Here is an 18,907-nt window from a genome sequence, read left to right as displayed (position 1 = left end):
ATCGCTGGGGTCCATCTGGGGTCCATGATCACTGCAACGATATGCTATGTACCCCACTGGCGAAATTCTTTTCAGATCGCCCGAAATTCCCGGTTCCGCAATTACTTGCGATTCCTCCAGATGCTATAAGTTCTTGACCGGAGGCGGTCGATTTTCCGCCGGAGCGCGTCGTGGTGCGTCGCGAACCTCGATCCCGCTTGTACAAATATCACTTGGCCACCCAGTCGAAGAACACCGCCAGCAGCGTGTCGCGATGATTCTCCAGATCGCAATGCACGGGATCGCGCAGATACTGCATGAACAGTCCGGACATGTAGGTATGCAGGGCAGAGGCCGCGACCGGCGGCGGGATCGCCGGATTGAGGCGCCCGATTTCGCGCGCGCGAACGAACTGCCGCTCGAACAGGTCCAGTACTTCCATCACCAACTGCTCCTGACTTTCGACTGACGGATTCATATCTCCAACGAGTTCGCAGCGCAGCAGCAGGATGGTATAGACACGATGATGCCGCGGATCGTCGATCAGACGCTGAAGGCCAAAGGCGCAAAGCCGGCGCAGGACCTCCACCGGGTCCTCACCGCTATCGCGTGCGAACTCCTCGACTAGATCGCCAAGCGGCAGGCGGACGCGATCCAGCATGGCCTGGAAGAGCGCGCTCTTGTCCTGGAAATGCCAGTAGATAGCACCGCGGGTATGACCCGCGCGTCGGGCGATCGCATCGAGCGAGGTCCGGGCCACTCCGTTTTCCAGGAAGGCCTCCTCCGCCGCGTCGAGCAGCAGTTCCCGGGTGGCTTCCGATTCCGCTTTGGTTTTCTTGGCCATCTTCTCTCCGCGGGATCGCCATCATGGCCCCGCCCTGTCGTGCCGGGGGATCGGTAGGGCGAATGATAGCGCATTCCGCAAGTTACATACAGTCCTGATTGTATGTATAATCCGCCACCCAAGGAGAAGTACCGATCCTGCAAACGGACCGGCACGCCCAGCCAACCCCGGAGAACGGAATGACCGACAACAACCACCGCGAGTCGCGCACGGCTCTCGCGGCGCTACTGCTGCTGGCCCTTACGGCCTGCGGCAACGACTCCCCGGACAGCGGCAGCAGTGAACAGCAACAACCGCCACGCGTAACGGTATCCGGGATCGAGCTGCAGGCGGTCGATGTCCGCGAACAGTACGCCGGGCGCGCCCGCGGCGCGCGCGAAGTGGAGGTGCGCCCCCGGATCGAGGGCATTCTCGAAACCCGTGCGTATACCGAAGGCGCCATGGTCGAACAGGGGGAGACGCTGTTCCGGATCGACCCGGAGCCGTTCGAGGCCGCGGTGGACAGTGCCGAAGCGCAACTGCAGAACGCCCGCGCCAATCTGCGCCAGGCCGAGCGCGACTGGGAGCGCGTCCAGTCCCTGTACGCGGACGACGCGATCAGTACCCGTGAGCGCGACGCCGCCCAGTCCGCGGTCGAACTGGCCCGGGCCGATGTCGCCCTCGCCCGGGCCGGCCTGCGCACGGCGGAGATCGAACTCGGCTATACCACGGTGGAGGCGCCGCTGGATGGCGTCACGAGCCTGGAGGCCCTGCCGGAGGGGAGTCTGGTCGGCCCCGGCGACCTGCTGACCACAGTGACGCAGTTGAATCCGATCCACGTACGCTTCGCCCTGCCGGAGCGCGACGCGCTCGCCCGACGCGAGGCGCGGCGGGCGATGACCGCCGGGGCGGATGACGATGTCGACAGCGAGCGCCGGGCCGTGCTCATACTGCCCGATGGCGAGCGCTACGAGCGCGAAGGCCAACTCGACTTCACCAACGCGAGCATCGACCCGGACACCGGCACCGTCCGCGCCCGGGCGGTATTTCCCAACCCCGATCAACGCCTGACCCCCGGGCTCTTCGTGCGTGTTGAACTGCGCACGGCGACGCTGGAAGACGTCGCGGTTATCTCGGAAGCGGCGGTCACCTCCGATCAGGACGGTCCCGCCGTGTATACGGTCAACGACGACGACCAGGTCGTCCTCACGTCGGTCGAGCTCGGCCCGGTCGTAGATGCGGGCCAGGTCATCGAGTCCGGGCTCGGCGACGGTGACCGGGTGGTCGTCTCCGGGCTCAGCGGGCTGCGCGACGGTATCGACGTCGAGGTGCAGGATGCCGATTCCGGGGAGGACGACTGATGCTGCGACTGTTCATCGATCGGCCGATCCTCTCGTCGGTCATCGCCATCATCATCGTGATCGCCGGTGCAGCCGCCCTGCGCACCCTGCCCGTCGAACAGTACCCGAACGTGGTCCCGCCCCAGGTCGTCGTCGAGGCGAGCTACCCTGGTGCCAGTTCCGAGGTGATCGCCGACACCGTGGCGGCGCCCCTAGAACAGGAGATCAACGGTGTCGACGACATGCTCTACATGGAGTCAACCAGCACCGATGCCGGTACGCTCCAGATCACCGTCTCGTTCGCCCTCGGGACCGATCCGGACCAGGCGACCATCAACGTCAACAACAAGGTCCAGGCCGCGACTGCGCGGCTGCCGCAATCGGTGCGCGACCAGGGCGTGCGGGTCGAGGCCCGTTCCACGAACATCCTGCTCGTCCCGGCGCTGTACTCGCCGGACGAAAGCATGGGCACGGTCGAGATCAGCAACTACACGCTGCTCAACGTGATCGATGAACTCGTGCGCCTGCCCGGTGTCGGCAACGCCTCGCTGTTCGGTGCCCAGGACTACTCGATGCGCGTCTGGCTGCGTCCGGACCGCCTGGCACAGTATGACCTGACACCGTCGGATGTCGCCGCCGCGATCCGCGAACAGAACGCGCAGTTCTCGGCCGGACGCATCGGCGCGGAACCGGCGCCCGAGGACCAGGCGTTCACCTTCACGGTCTCCGCTTCGGGGCGGCTCTCGGACGCGGACGCGTTCGAAGACATTATTCTGCGCGCTGACAACGAGGGTGAAGCCCTGCGCCTCGGGGACGTGGCACGCGCGGAACTCGGCGCGCAGGACTATGGCTTCTCGGCGACCTACAACGGCCAACCGGCGGTACCCGTCGGCGTCTATCTCCAGCCCGGTGCCAATGCGCTTGAAACGGCCGCGAACGTGCGTACGGCACTGCAGTCGATGGAGGATCGTTTCCCCGAGGGCCTTGAGTACACCATCCCCTACGACACGACCGAGTTCGTCGAAATCTCGATCCAGGAAGTCCTGATCACGCTGCTGATCGCCGTAGCCCTGGTCGTCGTGGTGACGTTCGTCTTTCTGCAGCATCTGCGGGCGACGCTGATTCCGGTCGCCGCCATACCGGTTTCCCTGATCGGCACGTTCGCCGGCATGCAGGCGCTCGGCTTCTCGGTGAACCTGCTGACCCTGTTCGGGCTGGTGCTCGCGATCGGCATCGTCGTCGATAACGCCATCATCGTGATGGAGAACGTCGAACGCCTGATGCATGAAAAGGGGGTGAACGCGCGCGACGCATCGGTCGAGACCATGGGGCAGGTCGCCGGGGCCGTCGTGTCGTCCACCCTCGTGCTGGTCGCGGTCTTCGCGCCCGTGTCGTTCCTGGGTGGGCTCACCGGCGAACTCTATCGGCAGTTCGCGGTCACGATCGCCGTCTCGGTCGTGATCTCCGGGGTCGTGGCACTGACCTTGACGCCCGCCATGTGCGCCCTGCTGCTGGACCGGCAAGCGAGCGCGCCGTCAAAGCCATTCCAGTGGTTCAATCGCGGCTTCGAGGCGATCACATCGGCATTTGTCAGCGCGGTCGGATTCCTGCTCCGCCATACGGTGATCGGCGTCACCCTGTTCGCGGCCGTGATCGCCGCCACCCTGTTCGTGCTCGATCGACTGCCCTCGGGCCTGGTGCCCCAGGAAGACCAGGGCGTCGCACTCGTCGCCTACAACCTGCCGCCATCGTCGGCGCTCGGCCGCACCAAAGCGGCACGCGACGAGATCTCCGAGCGCCTGCTCGCGATGGACGAGGTCGATGAGTTCACGGCCTTCGCCGGCTTCGACATCATGTCTTCCTCACAACGCACGAGTGCCGGCGTGGGTTTCGTCAACCTGGCCCACTGGGACGAGCGCCAGGGCGCCGGGCAGGACGCGGCGTCGATGGCCCGGCGCATCATGGGCATGGGGCAATCGATACCCGAGGCGCGCGTGATCTCCTTCGTGCCGCCACCGATCCAGGGCCTCTCGCTGACCGGTGGCATCGAGGGCTATCTGCAGGCGCGCGGTGGCGCCAGCGCCGATGAACTTCACAACCTCGGCCAACGTCTGGTACGGGCCGCGAACGAGCGCGCGGAGATCACCAATGCGCGGATTACGCTGGATACGAGCGTGCCGCGCTATTCGGCCGACGTCGATCGCGAGAAGGCCAAGGCGATGGGCGTACCCATCGACGGGATCTTCGAGGCCCTGCAGAGCACGTTCGGGGCCCTTTACGTCAACGATTTCACGCTCTCCGGCCGAAACTGGCAGGTCAAACTGCAGTCGGAAGCCGATTTCCGCAATCGAGCCGACGATCTGCGGCGGGTGTTCGTCCGCTCCAGTGACGGCGAGATGATCCCCGTCAGTTCTCTCGTCTCACTCGAGCGCGAGACCGGACCGGATATTTTCAACCGGTTCAACGTCTACCCGGCCGCCAAGTTCATGGCCGACCCGGCCCCGGGCTACACGACGGGCGAGGCGAAGGCGGCGGCGGAAACGGTCATGTCCGAGACCTTCGGCGACGACCGCGACACCCTGCTCGGCTGGACCGGCGAGGCCTTCCAGCTCGAGGCCGCCGCGGGCGCGGGTGGCCTCGCGTTCGCGCTTGGCCTTTTGATGGTCTTTCTGATCCTGGCCGCGCAATACGAACGCCTGACACTGCCGCTGGCCGTCGCGACAGCGATACCCTTCGGCGTGCTCGGCGCGGCCCTCGGCGCGTTCATACGCGGGTTCCCGAACGACATCTACTTCCAGGTCGGGTTGCTGGTACTGATCGGACTGGCCGCGAAGAACGCGATCCTGATCGTCGAGTTCGCCGCCCAGAACCGTAAAGCCGGCATGAGTTCCTTCGAAGCAGCCCGGGCGGCCGCCCGGCAGCGTTTCCGCGCGATCATGATGACGGCCATGACCTTCATCATCGGCACCCTGCCGTTGATGTTCGCCAGCGGCGCCGGCGCCGCCAGCCGCCAGGAGATCGGCACCGTCGCCGTGGTCGGCATGCTCATGGCGAGCACGCTCGCGCTCGTGTTCGTGCCGCTGTTCTACCGCCTGTTCGAAGACTTCACGACCTGGCTGAAGAACCGGCGTCAGGAGGGCAACGGCCATGCGTAATTTTCTGTCCGCACTCAGCGCCATTGCGTTCCTGGCCGGATGTTCGGTCGGCCCGGACTATCAGCGCCCGGACCTGGATCTGCCTGAAGACTGGCAGGACCAGGCCATGCCCCCGGCGGAGCAGAGCAAGGACTGGACCGAGTGGTGGCGCCGTTACGACGACCCCGCCCTCGAGGCGCTGGTCGCGCGGGCCACGAGCGCCAACCTTGATCTGCGCGAACAGACGGCCCGGGTGCGCGAAGCGCGCGCCCGACTCGGTCTCAGCGAGGCGCAGCAGTTGCCGAGTCTTGATCTGCAGGCGGACGCGACACGCCAGCGCACGAGCCAAGCGGCCGCGGCCACCGGCCCCGGCGGGGTCGGCAACGACTTCCGCATCGCCGGCTCGCTCGCGTACGAACTCGACCTCTGGGGGCGACTGGACAGCGCGACCGAGGCCGCGCGAGGCCGGCTGCTGGAGTCGGCGTTCACGCGGGAGGCGGTTCGCCTGTCGGTGATCACGGATGTGGTGACCACCTACTTCGAACTGCGGGCCGCGGAGCGCCAGTTGCGGATCGCCGAACGCACCGTGGACTCGCGCGAACGCAGCCTGGAGATCGAACGCGCGCGCTACGAAGGCGGCGAAACCAGCCGCCTCACCCTGCGCCAGGCCGAGGCCGAACTCGAGACCACCCGCGCGCGGATTCCCCCGATCCGCGAACGGATCAATCGGCTCGAGAGCGCCCTGACAGTGCTCATCGGCGGCAGCCCGCGCGAGATCATCAATGCCCGCCGGGGCAGTACCGAGGGAACGCCGCTTGAAGAGATCCGTCTGCCCGAAGGGCGGCCTGACCACCTGCCGTCGGAACTGCTGGAACGTCGTCCCGACATCCGGTCCGCCGAAGGGAATCTGATGGCGGCCAACGCCGATATCGGCGCGGCCCGGGCCGAGTGGTATCCAAGCGTGAACCTGAACGCGCTGATCGGTACCCGCGCCGCGGAGACCGGTGATCTGTTCTCGGCGGACGCGCGCACCTGGAGTATCGGTGGTTCCCTGCTGACGCCGTTGGTGGACTTCGGCCGCATTCGAGCACAGGTCGACACCGCCGAGGCGCTGAAGGAGCAGGCGGAAATCAACTATGCGCGCACGGTTCGGACCGCTTTCCAAGAAGTCCGGGACGCCCTAACGCTCTATGAGGCCGCCGGCGAGCGACTCGCGGCCCGGCGGCGCCAGGTCCAGGCCCTCGAGGACAATCTTGCAATCGCGCGGCGGCGCTACGAGAGCGGTTACACGAGCTTTATCGAAGTGCTCGATGCCCAGCGCGGTCTGCTGGACGCCGAGCTGGCCGTAACCGAGGCGATCCGGGATCGCTTCACGGCCACGGCCAGTCTCTACAAGGCACTGGGTGGTGGCTGGTCGGATGACGCCAGCGCGTCGAATGACAAGACCGCGGAGACTGATGAACCATCATGACCCTCCAGGGGATACAACCGATCCTGTTCGCGCTGCTCACCGTCGCGATGGACCCGGCATGGGCTGCGGGTAAAAACGTCGAGGCCAATACCTCAGGGTACGAGGCCGGAGTCCGCACCGCCGCCGGCGAGAGCGTGAATACGGCGGAATTCTACGTCCGCCGGCCTGCGCCACTCCTAGAGGAGTACGTGCTGCCGTACCTTCCGGCGGGTGGCACCGCGCGCTGGGAGACCGCGCTCAGCTACTGGAGCGGCGACAACGATCATGCCGTCGTCTTCGCACTCGGTCCCACCCTCGAATATCCGCTGCCGTGGACGAACTGGGGACTCACACTCGGAATCCAGCCGACGTTGTTCTCCAACTACGAGAGCGATAACCGCAACCTCGGCGGTCCATTCGAGTTCACAAGCCATATTGGCGTGCGCTGGCAATCCAATCCGGACTGGTACATCGGTGCCCGGATGCAGCACACGTCCAACGCTGGCATCTACGACAGCAATCCCGGCGTCGACCTGTTGGCTGTGGAGATCGGCTCCGGGTTCTAGTGGCCATGCAGGGAGCCCGATCAACCGGTGCCGGCAACGTGAAGAATGAACAGGGTCAACAGGTACGCGTAACTGCGAACGCACGTTCCTGGACTGATCTTTACGCGCGATCATGACGTCTCCCTTTCTCGGATGGAGGTCTGGTGATGACGCGCGACGAACGACGGGTTGAAGCGGTCCCGTTTCAGTGGACAGTTTCAGGCCTGGGCGGCGCAGCACCTCCGTGAGCGCGTCCCCGGTCTCCGGAACTGGCCCCGAATCGGCTTCGTGGGTATCGTTGTCCATGGCGTATCGTTTTCGGCTGGTTGGTTGCTCGCACTTCCATTCCAGCCGGATACGCCGCCTCTTTCAAATCCCTCCGTGCACCACTTTCAACAATAATTCCCCCGTGACCTGCGAGGAGGAAAAGCAATGTCCCTGAATCTGCGTTGTGCCGGATCAAGTCGTTCTCGGAAACTTGCAACGCTGGCGGCAGCGCTTGCCTGCGTGGCGTCAACGACAGCCTGTACGCTGCTGGAAAGCAGCGAGCAGGCAGGATACGTCGAAAACCGGTCGACAATCCGGGGGCAGATCGAGACCCAGGCAACGCAGGGTCCGACGTACGCGGTGCTCTACGAACAAACGCGCGACGGCTACGAGTTGACCGGACGCTACGCCATATCCGATTCCGGGCGCTACGTATTCCACGTGCTTCCGGGCCGATACGTACTCGGCGCGTTCAGCGACAGCAATGACGACGGCCACTACCAAGCGAGCGAACCGGCCGCCTATGTCAGCGACGAGAAGAGCCGGCCGAAAACGCTGCACGTGGAGCCCGGAAAACCGCACCAAATCTCCACCCTGACGGTATCGGATCCCATAGCGGTCGACGGTCCCGAACAAGCGCCGATCGACATCCGGGGGGCGGATCTGAACCTGGGACGACGGGTTGCGCTGGACGACCCCCTGTTCGATCGCGCGAACGCTCGGCTCGGCTTCTGGCGTCCCCTCGATCACATCGAACGCCGGCTGGGCGGCCTCGTGCGCCTGGAAGAGTTCAGCCCGGACAAGACACCGGTCCTCTTCGTCCACGGGATCGAGGGAACCGCGCGTGATTTCCAGTCCGTCATCACGGCACTGGACCACGAACGATTCCAGCCCTGGGTACTCCAGTACGCGAGCGGCCTGCCGCTGGACCCGGTTTCCGATTACCTGCGACAGGCGTTGACCGAACTGCAGGCGCGCTACGGCTTCCAGGAGGTGATTATCGTCGCCCACAGCATGGGTGGACTGATCACACGGGACCTGGTGCTGGACCACGCCGCGGCGCCCGCCCGCTTCCGGATTCCCCTAGTGGTGACGATCAACAGCCCCCTGATGGGGCTCGACAGTGCCGCGACCGGCGTCGAATACTCGCCACTGGTCATCCCCGCGTGGCGCGATCTCGTCCCTGCAAGCGAATTCGTGGCCAACCTGCACCAGCGGGACTGGCCGGCGGCGACCCGGTATCACCTCTTCTTCTCATTCCTGCCCGATGAACCCGGGGACGGGGTCGTACCGCTGTCGAGCCAGCTCTCGCTCGAACTCCAGGACGAGGCCGACCGCGTCCTCGGTTTCCGCGCACAACACAGCGCACTCCTGCACGACCCCCGTCTTGTCGAACGGCTGCATCGGTTGCTGATGACGCAGTAGTCGCAGCGCCGCCAGGGCGCGTCAGTCCTGGTGGTCAGTGGCACCCAATTCCAAACTTCATGTCTCTCCTGACCTTTCAGTGGGTCGGTAGCGGCGGTTCGAGCTCCACGCCACCGGTGCACAGGAACAACATTGAGGTCAACGCTTCGGCACTGTGAAATCCATAGGCGCGTCGGGCGATCACGCGTAAGCGGTTGTTGATCCCTTCGGCGAAACCATTGGTCAACCTATCCTTGATGTAGGCCAGTATCCGTTCCTTGTGCTCACGGATCGTGCGCGGAAAAGGCGCCGGTTGTTCGCCTGGATGTCGGCCAGCTTCTGCTGCTCATGCCGGTTCAGGTTCCACGGGCTTTTGCGCAGCACATAGCGGCTGCGCTCGATCACCCGGACCGTGGCCTCGTCCCCGGCCGCGCGGACCTCGTCGCGGCGCACCGCGTCCACGGCGTCACTCGCCAGACGCTGGACATGGAACTGGTCGAAGACGATGCGCGCATGCGGCAGGTGCTCGCGCACCGCCTTTTTGTGGCCACCCGCCATGTCCATCGTGACGGACTCGATCGCCGCGCAGCCGGCCTCGCCCAGATGCTCGAACAGCCCCGCCAGCGCATCGGCGCCGCGGCCCTTGGCCGCCCACACCACCCGACGACTGTCGTGATCGACCACCACCGTGAGATAGCGGTGGCGCTTGCGGTAGCTGAACTCGTCCACGCCGATCGCGCGCATCCCCGACAGCAGGGCACACGGTACGCGCTCGGCCACCACGCGCCTGACAATCCCGGAAACCGCGCGCCAGCTCAGCCCCTGAAGTCGCGTGATCGCCGTAAAATCCAGCGATTGAGCGAGATAGGCGGTGAGCTCCTCCGGCGCGTACGTGAACCGGCTCTCATGGCAGGCCCACGGCACCTGCTCCACTGTGACGCCAGTAGCGCTGCGGGCGCCGGTCATAACCCGGCCCACGGCGGCCACAGCCGCCGCAGCAGGGCTTGCGCCAGCGCCGGCGAACGAAAAATGCCAGCCCGCGCTCGCTCAGCTCCACATTGCTGGCATACAGGGACTCGACACCCGTCAACTGACGGCATACCTTGGTCACGCGCATGGGGTTGTCCTTGTGCTTTTAGGTTGGCCGACATCTCCGCAGAAAGCACGAACCCCATGCGCCATTCAATCGACGTCCCGCGCATTCAATGACTGCCCTTGGGCTCACCCGGCCCCGTAGACCGACGCGGGCCGCCCCGTGGTTTACATCGACCCCGCCAGGGACACGGGCAAGTGCAGGATCGATACATCTCCACGGAACAATCGAGTACCTGCCCTTCAATCTCAGCGCTTTGGCTCCTGATGTGTGGTTTTCCGGGTGTCGCCATCATGTGCAGCGGTCAGGCGCTTGCGCGCATTCGCCCCCAGCATGAGCAGACAGGGTGTCAGCAACAGCGTCAGCGCGGTGGCGAAGGTGAGACCGCCGGCGATCGCGCTCGACAGGGCGGTCCACCACTGCGTCGAGGGGGCGCCGACGGCGATCTCACGCCCGAGCAGATCGACGTTCAGTCCGAGCACCATCGGCATCAGACCGAGGATCGTCGTCAGCGCGGTCAGCAGGACGGGGCGCCGGCGCTGCATACCGGTGCGCAGGATGGCATCGCGCGCTTCGAGGCCGCGCGCACGCAGGCGGTTGTAGGTGTCGATCAGAACGATGTTGTTGTTGACGACGATACCGGCCAGCGCGATCACACCGATGCCGCCCATGACGACGCCGAACGGCCGCCCCGTGACCAACAGGCCGAGCAGGACGCCGGCGGTCGAGAAGACGATCGCGCTGAGCACGACGAATGCCTGGTAGAAGCCGTTGAACTGGGTGACAAGGGCCGCGAGCATGAGGAAGACGGCCGCCACGAAGGCCTGCACAAGGAAGCGGCTCGCCTCCTGCATGTCTTCGTTCTGGCCCTTGAAGCGCACGGACACGGCCTGCGGGAGATCGGCCTCCCCGAGCGCCGCCTGCAGCTTGCGGGTCTGCGTATCGGCCAGCAGTCCGTCGGCGACGCCGGCCTCGACGGTCAGCACGCGCCGGCCGTCCACCCGGTTCAGGGTGCCGGTCGGCTGCGCCGGCTCGAAGTGCACGAAGTGCTCCGCCGGCACCTGACCGGCCTCGGTCGGTACGTACAGGGTCCGCAGGCGCTCCAGTGTCCGCGATTCATAGGGGAACCGGATGCGGATGTCCACGGCGTCGTCGACGTCCTCCGGGCGGTACTCGCCGAGGAGAATGCCGTTGGTCGTGAGCTGCACGGCCTGGCCGAGCAGCGACACGTCCGCGCCCAGGCGCGCTGCGCGCTGTCGATCGACGCTCAGGCGCCATTCGACGCCCTCGAGCGGCCGGCTGTCACTGACGTCGGTAAACCCGCCGACCTGCGTCATCGCCTCGCGGATGGTACCGACCGCGGCGGCGAGGTGGCCCGGATCGGGCGCGCCGACCTCGATCTGGATCGGCTTGCCGGCCGACGGACCGGCGGCCGCCTCCTGGACCTGCACGATGATCCCCGCGAGATCGTCGGTGCGTTCGCGCACCTCGGCAATGATGGCATCGGCCGGGCGGCGCTCGTCCCAGTCGGCGAAGTTGAGCTGGAGCGTGCCGATCAGATCGGCCGCGCGGTCGCGCGAGGCGCCGCGATTGCCGTAGGTACGTGCATAGAGGCTCTCGACCCCGGCGAGGCCCGCGAGGCGCTGTTCAACCTCGCGCACGATCGCGTCACGCTCGTAGACCGATCGGTTGCCGCGCGCGCGCACCTCGACCTGGGCCGTGTCGGGCTCGACATCCGGGAAGAATTCGAGGCCGCGACCGAATACGCCATAGAGGCCGTAGGTCGCCACGAGCAAGACACTCGCCGCGAGCAGCGTCTTGCCCGGGTGCGACAGCAGCGCGTTGAGCAGGCGGTAGTAGCTGTCGGCGGCGTCCACCGGTTCGTCGTCGTCATCGTCTGGGGTGCCCGCCACCTCTGCGTTCTCCCCGGACGAGTCGCGCCGCGTGATCGCTGCACCCAGCACGGGCACGAACACCAGGGCCATGAACAGCGAGGCCCCGAGCGTGACGATCACGGTGGCGGGCAGGTACTTCATGAACTCGCCGACGATGCCGGGCCAGAACAGCAATGGCACGAACACGGCCAGGGTGGTGGCCGTCGAGGCAATGATCGGCCAGGCCATGCGCTTGGCGGCGCCGGCGTAGGCACGGCCTGCATCGAGGCCCGCACGCAGACGTCGATCGGCGAGCTCGACCGTGATGATGGCGCCGTCGACGAGCATGCCCACGACCAGGATCAGGCTGAACAGCACGACAATGTTGAGCGTGTAGCCGAAGGCCGCGATCGCCAGGATGCCGGCCAGGAACGAGCCCGGGATGGCGATACCCACCAGCAGCGCCGGACGCACGCCCAGGGCGGCGATCGCGACCACCATGACGAGGAAGACCGCCGTGATGACGTTGTTCTGCAGGTCGCCGAGCATCTGGCGCGTCTGCTCCGACTTGTCCTGCAGATAGTCCACGCGGACGCTGCTGCCCCACGACTCGCGGTGCCGGGCGATCACCGAGCGTGCCTGTTCCACGGTCTCGATGATGTTGGCCCCCACGCGCTTTTTGACCTCGAGCGCAATCGCCGGCTCGCCGTCCACGCGGGCGAAGCCGTTCGGGTCCTTGAACGTACGCTGAATGCGCGCGACGTCACCGAACGTCACCACCCGGTCACCGGCGGTTTTCAACGGCAAGGCCTGGACATCGCCGTAGGTCTCGATCACGCCGGGCACCTTCACGCCGATGTTGCCGGCCGCCGATTCCACGGCCCCCGCCGCGACCAGGCGGTTGTTGCGCTGCACGCGGTTGACCACCTGGTCGAACGACAGGTCGTAGGCCTGCAGGCGGTTGGGATCGACCACGACGTCGAGCACGGACTCGCGATCACCGGCGAGATCGACCTCGAGCACCGGCCCGAGCCCCTCGAGCGCGTCGCGCAGTTCGCGGGCACGCGCGACCAGGTCGCGCTCGGGCAGCGAGCCGGACAGGGCGACGGTGAGAACCGGGAACAGTGCGGTGTTGACCTCGGTTACCCGGGGCTCTTCGGTTGCCGCCGGCAGCTCGCTCTGGGCGATGTCGACCTTTTCGCGCACGTCGCGCAGGGCGGCGTCGGGGTCGAAACCGGCGTCGAACTCGAGGGTCAGCGTGGCGTAGCCCTCGCCCGCAACCGAGCGGATCTCCTCGAGCCCGGGGATGGACTGCAGTTCCTGCTCCATGGGGCGCAGCAGCAGGCGTTCGGCGTCCGTGGGCGAGATGCCCTCGTGGATCAGCGATACGTAGGCCGTCGGGATCGTCACCTCGGGTTCGGCCTCGCGCGGGATGTTCGTGTAGGCCTGCGCGCCGGCGATCAGGATGGCGATCAGCGCGAGGCCGACGAGCCGCGTGCGGGCGAAAGCCGCGTCGATGAGCGCGCGCATCGCTGTCAGCCCTCGGCGCCGGCCGCGGCGGGGTCGGGCACGCGATCGACGTCGAGCGTGCCCACGCTCGTGCGCACCCGCTCGCCGGAGGCGACGAACCCGCCGCCGCGGACGACCAGGCGCACGGGGTCGGGCAGCCCGGTCACCCAGATCCCCTCGGGCTCGGTGTGCATGATCTCGACTGCGTGGAAAACGATCCGGTTGTCGTCGTTGACCGCCTTCACGCCGAGTTCGCCCTGCGTGTTGAGCGACAGCAGCGCCGGCGACAGGCGATGGGCCCGCACCCGGCCGGTCACGATCCGCATCTCGGCGCTGGTCCCGGCGGGTCGGCGTTCCGGGTTGGGGATCTCGGCCTCGACGCGGAACGTCCGGGTGGCGGCGTCGCTGCGCGGCGCGACACCGACTACTTGCCCGCTGCGAACCGCGCCCGAAAGCAGCGTGACCGCGGCCGGTTGCCCCGGCGCCAGCGCATCGGCGGCGCCCTGCGGAAAGTGCGCGACCACGCGCAGCGGGTCGTTGTCCACGAGCGTCACGGCCTCGCCGTTGACGCCGAGATAATCGCCGGCATCGACGAGCACTTCGTCGATCGTGCCGGCCCATGGGGCCTCGATGGTCGTGTAATCGATGTCCTGGCGGATCTGCGCGAGGGCCGCCTGGGCCTGTTCCAGTGCCGCGCGCGCCTCCTCTACCTGCACGCGCGCCTGGTAACCGCTCGCCGACAGCCGCTGCGCCGCCTCGAGTTCGAGCTGGCGCTGAGATACACGGGCCCTGGCTTCCTTGAGTCGTGCACCGCGATCGCCCCGGGCCAGTTCGATCAGTATCTCGCCACGTTCCACGCGTTGCCCGGATTCGACCGGCACGGCCGCCACCTGCCCGGCCGTCTGCGCGCGCAGCCGCGCCGAGCGATGGGGCCGGGTCTCGCCCTGGGCCCGCACAGCGCGCTCGATCGATTCGGCCCTGCGCTCGGCGATGGCGACCTCGAACGGGGGCCGCTGGCTCGAAACGGGAGCAGCGTCGCCGGTGCCCCCGGACCCGCTCAACCAGCCGGAGGCCATCCACAGGGCGGTAGCAAGGACGACCGCGCCCGCCAGCGCCCAGCGCCGGTGGGCGGGCCGGGCCAGCCAGGCGTTCTCATCAGGTGTGGCCGTCATCATCAGCCTCCTCGTCGTAGGACCGCACCACGGCCTCCGAACTGCGGCGCACGCGTTCGTAGAACGTTTCCAGCGCCTGCAGGCGGGCACGGGCGTCATCCCACCCGGCGGGCAGATTCTCGCGCGCGCGGGTCACGCCCGCGGATGCGACACGAGTGCGCTCGATCACCCCGCGCAGCAGCGCCGGGTAGGGATCGGGGCGGAGTTGATAGTAGTCCTGGCGATCGCCGGGGCGGCTGACGCGCTCGATGACGCCCAGCTGCTCCAGCAGCCGGGTGTTGGTGCTCACGCTGCCCCGGCTGACCTGCAGGTGCCGCGCGAGGTCGGCCAGCGAATACGGGCCGCCGTGCAGGATCAGGAAGCCGAACAGACGGCCCGCGATCCGCGGCAGACCGTCCGCTCGGGCGACCCGGCCCATGTGTTCGATGAAGGTCTCACTTGCCTCGGCTTGCTCCGCCTTCGACTCTCCGTGATCGGACGATGGATCGTTCATGGTTCAGGGCCCGTCATGCGGCTTGCTCCGATGGAGTCCGTACGATAGACTATCCAGTATGTTCAATCAACACTGAACAAATTGAAAGGAAGAGATTCTCATGCTGGAGCCACTCGAGGCGCCCGATCACGTACTCGCACTGCGTATTGCCGGCAAGCTCACCGGTCGCGACGTCGACCGCTACAGCGCCATGTTCCATGAGAAGCTGGAACGGCGTGGCGGCCTCGGTGCCTGCATCGATCTGAGCGGGTTCGCCGATCTCGACGCCGCCGGCCTGGTTAAGGGGACCGCCGCTGATCTGGAATTCCTCGCCCACATCGGCCGCTTTCGGCGGGTCGCGATCGTTTCCGACAAGAACTGGCCGCACGTCCTCGTCGCCCTGATCGAACGGGTCGTGCCGGATCTGCCGCTGTGCGTCTTCGGCGCCGAGCAGGCGGATGAAGCCATGCAGTGGGCGGCGCAGCAGCCCGCCGCGGCTTCGCCGCGCGCGCCTGCGCTGCGATTCATGCCGACCTCGCACGATGACGTCCTCGGTTTCGAGATCAACGGGGTGCTCACGGCCGCGGAGACACCGGCGATCGTGAGCACTTTCAATGAGTTTCTGGCCCGACATGAGCGCGTCCGTGTGCTGAACCGGATGACGGGATTCCGAGGCATCGAGGTTGGCGCGCTCGCGAAGACCGGGTTGCTGTCGATGAAGCTGAGCGCCCTGCAAGAGGTCGAACGCTACGCCATCGTCGGGGCGCCCGCTTGGATGACCGCGCTGATCGCGCGCATCGACCCCCTATTCCCGGACATGGCGATTCGATCTTTCGCGGCCGACGCCGAGGAGGAAGCCTGGCAATGGCTGGATGCCCGGCCCGAGCAGGGCGGCACTGCCGGCTGATCCCGACCCCCGATCGTTCCGGTGAGCTCGGGGCGACAGCACCGGCGCCGTGAACGCACACGCCGGCGACGAGGGCTGCGGGCGAGCCGCCACCGGGCTCGCCCACAGCGACAGGCAGTTCGGGTAGAGGCGACAGCAGTGGACTGGACGACATGAGCGACACCGACAACGGCTGCACGGGCGGGCATGGCCTGCTGATCGTGGCGGCCGCACTCATCGGCGGCCTGATCCTGTTCGCCGCCGCGAAGGCGCAATTGGCAGGCACGATCTTTGAGCAGGCCCGGGTCGCCGTTGCCGCCGGCACCGGCTGGCTGCTGATCCTGATCATGAACGTCGTGCTCGGTTTCGCGTTCTTCCTGGCATTGAGCCGCTACGGCGGCATCCGCCTCGGCGGTCCCGACGCCCGCCCCGAATACAGCCGGCTCGACTGGTTCGGCATGCTGTTCGCCGCCGGCATGGGCATCGGCCTGCTGTTCTACAGCATCGCCGAGCCCCTGCAGCATTTCGCTGCCTTCCTGCCCTATCTCGGTGACGACCGCCCGGCGACCGCGCGGCTGGCGATGGAGATGACCTTCCTGCACTGGGGGCTGCATCCATGGGCCGTTTACGCCCTGGTCGGGCTGTCGCTGGCGTTCTTCCATTTCAATCGGGGCGAACCGCTCGGCTTCGGCGTTCCCCTGGCGCGACTCATGCGGGCCGAGCAGGCACGGCGCGTGGGATGGGCCGTCAACCTGGTCGCGGTGCTCAGCACCGTGTTCGGCATCAGCACCTCCCTCGGACTCGGCACCAGCCAAGCCGCCGAGGGCATCGGGCAACTGACCGGCCTGCCCGCATCGACCGGGCTGGAGCTGGCACTGATCGGGATCGTGGCGTCGGTCGCCCTGGTGTCGGTGCTGTCGGGGCTCGGCAACGGGGTGCGTCTGCTCAGCAAGCTCAACCTGTTGCTGGCCTTCGCACTGATGCTGTACGTGCTCTTCGCCGGGCAGACCGTGTTCGTACTCAAGGCCCTCGGCGAGCACGTGGGCGGCTACCTCAACGATCTCACCCTGCTCTCGACCTGGAACGAGACCTACACCGGGACCAACTGGCAGGCCCAGTGGACCCTATTCTACTGGAGCTGGTGGATCGCCTGGTCGCCTTTCGTCGGCATGTTCATCGCCAAGGTGTCGCGCGGACGCACGGTCCGCGAATACATCCTCGGTGTCGTACTCGTGCCCAGCGGCTTCAACTTCCTGTGGATGACCGTGTTCGGCGGCAACGCGCTGCACCTCGAACTGTTCCAGTCTGCCGGCCTCGCCGAGGCCGTGGCAGCGGAGCCGGACGCGAGTCTGTACACCTTCCTGGCGCATCTGCCCTGGAGTGAAGTGACGATCGCCCTGGCGGTTGTCGTCGTCCTGATCTTCTTCGTGACCTCGGCCGACTCCGGCGCGCATGTTGTCGCTACGCTCACCTCCAACGGCCTGGATCCGAGCTGGCAGCAGCGGGTGTTCTGGGTCGTCACTGTGGCTCTGGTCGCCGCCGTACTGATGCGGGCCGGCGGGCTCTCCGCGTTGCAGTCGGCGACGATCGCGACCGGGCTGCCATTCGGCCTGCTGTTGCTGGCGATGATCCCCGCTCTCCTGCGCGCGATGCGTGCAGACCCGCGCGATCAACAAAATTCGAGGTCATGATGACAACCCGAGGACATGCCGCAAGCACACTGATCGCGGGCACTCTCGCACTTGCGGTCGCCGCCACCTTCACACCGCGCGAGGGAGTCGGCGACCCCGATTCCGGGGGTGCCACCGTGACACCGGAAAGCCTCCTCGGACAACGCAGCCAGTATGTCGTGCCCAACGAGGATGCACTCACCATCAACGAACCGATCTATTTCGTCGTCGGTCGGGACGAGGATACGACGGCCCGGTTCCAGTTCAGCTTTCAGTACCAGATTTTTTCGACCGAGAACAAGCCCATGCCGTACGGCACGGGCTGGCTCGCACCGCTTCATTTTGCCTACACCCAGACCTCCCTGTGGAATCTCAGCGAGGAGTCGGCGCCGTTCGAGGATTCGAGCTATAGCCCGAGCCTGTTCTGGGAGCTGGTCCATGACGGCGCGTCATCGGGCGTGCAGCCGAATTTCCTGCGCTTTGGCTACGAGCACGAGTCCAACGGTCAGGCCGGCGCAACGTCCCGAAGCATCGATACCCTGTTCATCCAGCCGGCGTGGCGCTGGTCGGTGGCGGATCGCGACCTGGTCGTTGTACCCAAACTGTACGGCTATATCGCAACGGGTAACGAAAACGACGATATCGCCACGTATCGCGGCCATGGCGATTTCACGGTTCGGTACGGCACCACGGACGGCGGTCTTGCCCAACTCATCTATCGCCGTGGTGACAGTGGGCGCGACTCGATCCAGTTGGACCTGTCGTGGCCTTTGCGTACTGCAATCGCCGCTCGAACCGGCGGTTTCCTGCACCTGCAGCTTTTCCAGGGCTATGGCGAGAGCCTTCTGAGCTACAACGAGGAGCAGGATCTGCAGGTCCGCATCGGCTTCTCGATCGTGCGCTGACCCAAGCGGAGGCCACATGAATATCGCGAGGGATGTGACACCGCCCGGATTCGGAGCGTCTGCGATTGCCGCACCCCGGCAGCTTCTTTGGGTGCTGTGGCTCGTGACCGTGCTCCCCTGCGCATCGGTGCAGGCCGCCCGCAGCATGAGGGACGCCGATCCTTCGTGGTCCGTACGGGTGGGGGCCGGTGTCGCGAGCCGCCGGGACTATACCGGATCGGACAACTAAGCGCTGGCGGGCTTCGCTCGAGACGAATGCGCGCTGAGCCAATACTATCCTATGGCGGGCTTTACACATACGTACAAGGATGTATGCTTCTTAAATCATTGATGACTACGCTTCACGGCAACAACACAGGTCTCCATGAGCGAGACCGCGCGCGA

At 66.4% G+C, this 18,907-nt stretch carries 13 protein-coding genes and 1 pseudogene; 8 read left to right on the top strand and 6 right to left on the bottom strand.

Translation table 11 applies throughout. The annotated features are described in order from the left end of the window. Window positions 1-208 precede the first annotated feature (208 nt). Entirely contained in the window at window positions 209-823 is a 615-nt protein-coding gene (locus tag A0W70_RS02215; protein ID WP_070987896.1) for a TetR family transcriptional regulator, read from the bottom strand. 179 nt (window positions 824-1,002) lie between these two features. Here A0W70_RS02215 and A0W70_RS02210 point away from each other — a divergent pair, with 179 nt between their 5' ends. The 5 genes from A0W70_RS02210 to A0W70_RS02190 all read left to right on the top strand — a co-directional run bounded on the left by A0W70_RS02210 (window position 1,003) and on the right by A0W70_RS02190 (window position 8,963). Next, the gene (locus A0W70_RS02210) at window positions 1,003-2,163 is read left to right on the top strand and encodes an efflux RND transporter periplasmic adaptor subunit (protein ID WP_070987894.1); all 1,161 of its coding nucleotides are present in this window, start codon (window positions 1,003-1,005) and stop codon (window positions 2,161-2,163) included. Beyond that, entirely contained in the window at window positions 2,163-5,297 is a 3,135-nt protein-coding gene (locus A0W70_RS02205) for an efflux RND transporter permease subunit (protein ID WP_070987892.1), read from the top strand. The genes A0W70_RS02210 and A0W70_RS02205 overlap by 1 nt, the downstream gene beginning before the upstream one ends. Further along, complete coding sequence (locus tag A0W70_RS02200) at window positions 5,290-6,747, top strand: efflux transporter outer membrane subunit (protein WP_070987890.1); 1,458 nt, start codon at window positions 5,290-5,292, stop codon at window positions 6,745-6,747. The genes A0W70_RS02205 and A0W70_RS02200 overlap by 8 nt, the downstream gene beginning before the upstream one ends. Beyond that, window positions 6,744-7,292, top strand: a complete 549-nt coding sequence (locus tag A0W70_RS02195; protein WP_070987888.1) for an acyloxyacyl hydrolase — start codon at window positions 6,744-6,746, stop codon at window positions 7,290-7,292. Before A0W70_RS02200 ends, A0W70_RS02195 begins: the two co-directional genes overlap by 4 nt. 486 nt (window positions 7,293-7,778) lie before the next feature. Then, window positions 7,779-8,963 carry a lipase family alpha/beta hydrolase gene (locus A0W70_RS02190; protein ID WP_070987886.1) on the top strand — a complete coding sequence of 395 codons (1,185 nt, stop codon included), beginning with the start codon at window positions 7,779-7,781 and terminating at the stop codon, window positions 8,961-8,963. A gap of 76 nt (window positions 8,964-9,039) precedes the next feature. Here the strand turns inward: A0W70_RS02190 and A0W70_RS02185 are convergent. From A0W70_RS02185 to A0W70_RS02170, 5 genes and pseudogenes are all read right to left on the bottom strand, one after another. After that, a pseudogene (locus A0W70_RS02185) lies at window positions 9,040-9,686 on the bottom strand (ISL3 family transposase). Window positions 9,687-9,846: 160 nt separating this feature from the next. Then, window positions 9,847-10,059, bottom strand: coding sequence for a hypothetical protein (locus A0W70_RS16680; protein WP_139150666.1), 213 nt, complete (start codon window positions 10,057-10,059; stop codon window positions 9,847-9,849). A gap of 224 nt (window positions 10,060-10,283) precedes the next feature. Next, complete coding sequence (locus tag A0W70_RS02180) at window positions 10,284-13,439, bottom strand: efflux RND transporter permease subunit (RefSeq protein ID WP_070987882.1); 3,156 nt, start codon at window positions 13,437-13,439, stop codon at window positions 10,284-10,286. Window positions 13,440-13,444: 5 nt separating this feature from the next. Next, window positions 13,445-14,590: an efflux RND transporter periplasmic adaptor subunit gene (locus tag A0W70_RS02175; RefSeq protein ID WP_175443042.1), complete on the bottom strand. Its 1,146-nt coding sequence runs from the start codon at window positions 14,588-14,590 to the stop codon at window positions 13,445-13,447. Then, the gene (locus A0W70_RS02170) at window positions 14,574-15,083 is read right to left on the bottom strand and encodes a GbsR/MarR family transcriptional regulator (protein WP_070987878.1); all 510 of its coding nucleotides are present in this window, start codon (window positions 15,081-15,083) and stop codon (window positions 14,574-14,576) included. The genes A0W70_RS02175 and A0W70_RS02170 overlap by 17 nt, the downstream gene beginning before the upstream one ends. 100 nt (window positions 15,084-15,183) lie before the next feature. Here A0W70_RS02170 and A0W70_RS02165 point away from each other — a divergent pair, with 100 nt between their 5' ends. The 3 genes from A0W70_RS02165 to A0W70_RS02155 all read left to right on the top strand — a co-directional run bounded on the left by A0W70_RS02165 (window position 15,184) and on the right by A0W70_RS02155 (window position 18,523). Further along, entirely contained in the window at window positions 15,184-15,969 is a 786-nt protein-coding gene (locus A0W70_RS02165) for a SpoIIAA family protein (protein WP_070987876.1), read from the top strand. Window positions 15,970-16,121: 152 nt separating this feature from the next. After that, complete coding sequence (locus A0W70_RS02160; protein WP_070987874.1) at window positions 16,122-17,639, top strand: BCCT family transporter; 1,518 nt, start codon at window positions 16,122-16,124, stop codon at window positions 17,637-17,639. Next, window positions 17,639-18,523 carry a phospholipase A gene (locus A0W70_RS02155; RefSeq protein ID WP_175443041.1) on the top strand — a complete coding sequence of 295 codons (885 nt, stop codon included), beginning with the start codon at window positions 17,639-17,641 and terminating at the stop codon, window positions 18,521-18,523. Before A0W70_RS02160 ends, A0W70_RS02155 begins: the two co-directional genes overlap by 1 nt. Window positions 18,524-18,907 lie beyond the last annotated feature (384 nt).

Origin of the sequence: Halofilum ochraceum (assembly GCF_001614315.2) — a bacterium.
Taxonomy (GTDB): domain Bacteria; phylum Pseudomonadota; class Gammaproteobacteria; order XJ16; family Halofilaceae; genus Halofilum; species Halofilum ochraceum.
This window is presented reverse-complemented; position numbering and strand designations above follow the sequence as displayed.